This is a genomic window from Neisseria sp. P0009.S007, assembly GCF_051962515.1.
This window is the reverse complement of record NZ_JBQCVF010000464.1, coordinates 1-1102: the sequence shown is the minus strand read 5'-3', so window position 1 is coordinate 1102 and position 1102 is coordinate 1. Positions and strand designations below refer to the sequence as shown.

Here is a 1102-nt window from a genome sequence, read left to right as displayed (position 1 = left end):
CAAAATCTCATTCAATAGGCAGATTTCGCCGTCGCTGAAAGATTCGCTGTGTTTGACAATGAGGCGTTGATAATCTTTATTGCTGATTTTTTCGTGAAGTAAATTGGTCTGGATAGTCATGATTTTATTGTTGAAATAAGATGGTTAAGGTGCGGATTATAGCGGATATCGTGTCGGCTGTTTCAAAGGGCGTCTTTAAGTTGACGGGCTTTGGCGAATGTGGGGATAAATCTGTTCAATTCAATATTGACTGCCTGAAAATCGCGGCTATCAAAAAAATCGCCGATACGTATGGTTTTTCCCTGATAATCGAAAGACCATGCACCTTGTACACATTTTTGGATACGTAAAATATTGGGGACATTGTGAATTTTTCGTTTCATACCATTTTGGTAGAGGTTTTCGTTTGGCAACCTCTGTTTCCTTCCTTGTGCAACAGGAGCTTGGGGAATATGGTCACGAGAATGCCATTCGGAGATTTCTGACAACGGGAAACTACGCCAACGCCCAATGGAAAACAAGGTATAACCATGAGACAGCGTATGGTTACGGATCTTGATGTTTTCACGTCCGAAAAGTTGCCAAAGAAGGCCGTAAACAAGTGAACCGACTAAGTAGAAAGTAAAAAGTAAAGGGATGAGAATGGCTTCTAAATTAGTGAAATAGTGCTCTTCAAGGTAAAACGGCGCGATGCATGTAAGAACAAAGGAAAACATAAGAAATACCGCGGTAAAACCGATTTCCTGCGAGTCATGTACAACACGAGCAGATACGGCAATGCCGTCGGGCATGCGTTCGATTTTATAACGCGAAGATGCCATCAATAGCCTCCTATTTTTTCAGCCTGATACGCTTTTTGCAGCGGCCTAATTTGCGCCAAGCGGGCATGATCGATTTGTTCGGCAATTAAATGGGCTTTGCCTTGTGCGCGGCACTCGGCGGCAATTTTGCCTGCATCTACTTGATTGGCGGCCTCAAGTAAGGCCAGCCAGTGTTCACGTTGCGGATAAGGCGTGTTTTCAAGATTCAGACGGCCTTGTTTGTCGGCCACGCAGACGTTTAAGGCCGTCTGAAAACGTTCGGGGCGGCGGAATGCGTCGGT

General features: G+C 44.7%; 1 protein-coding gene and 1 pseudogene. Both read right to left on the bottom strand.

The window, feature by feature from the left end; genetic code table 11:
- Positions 1-182: 182 nt before the first annotated feature.
- Positions 183-821: a hypothetical protein gene (locus ACTHS3_RS14080; protein ID WP_004520588.1), complete on the bottom strand. Its 639-nt coding sequence runs from the start codon at positions 819-821 to the stop codon at positions 183-185.
- Positions 821-1102 (bottom strand): annotated as a pseudogene (gene cca, locus ACTHS3_RS14075) (multifunctional CCA addition/repair protein); the annotation flags it as partial. The pseudogene cca and the gene ACTHS3_RS14080, both read right to left, overlap by 1 nt.

Coding starts and splice junctions, on each gene's coding strand:
- ACTHS3_RS14080 (WP_004520588.1), bottom strand. CDS start 821: ATGGCATCTTCGCGTTATAAAATCGAACGCATGCCCGACGGCATTGCC.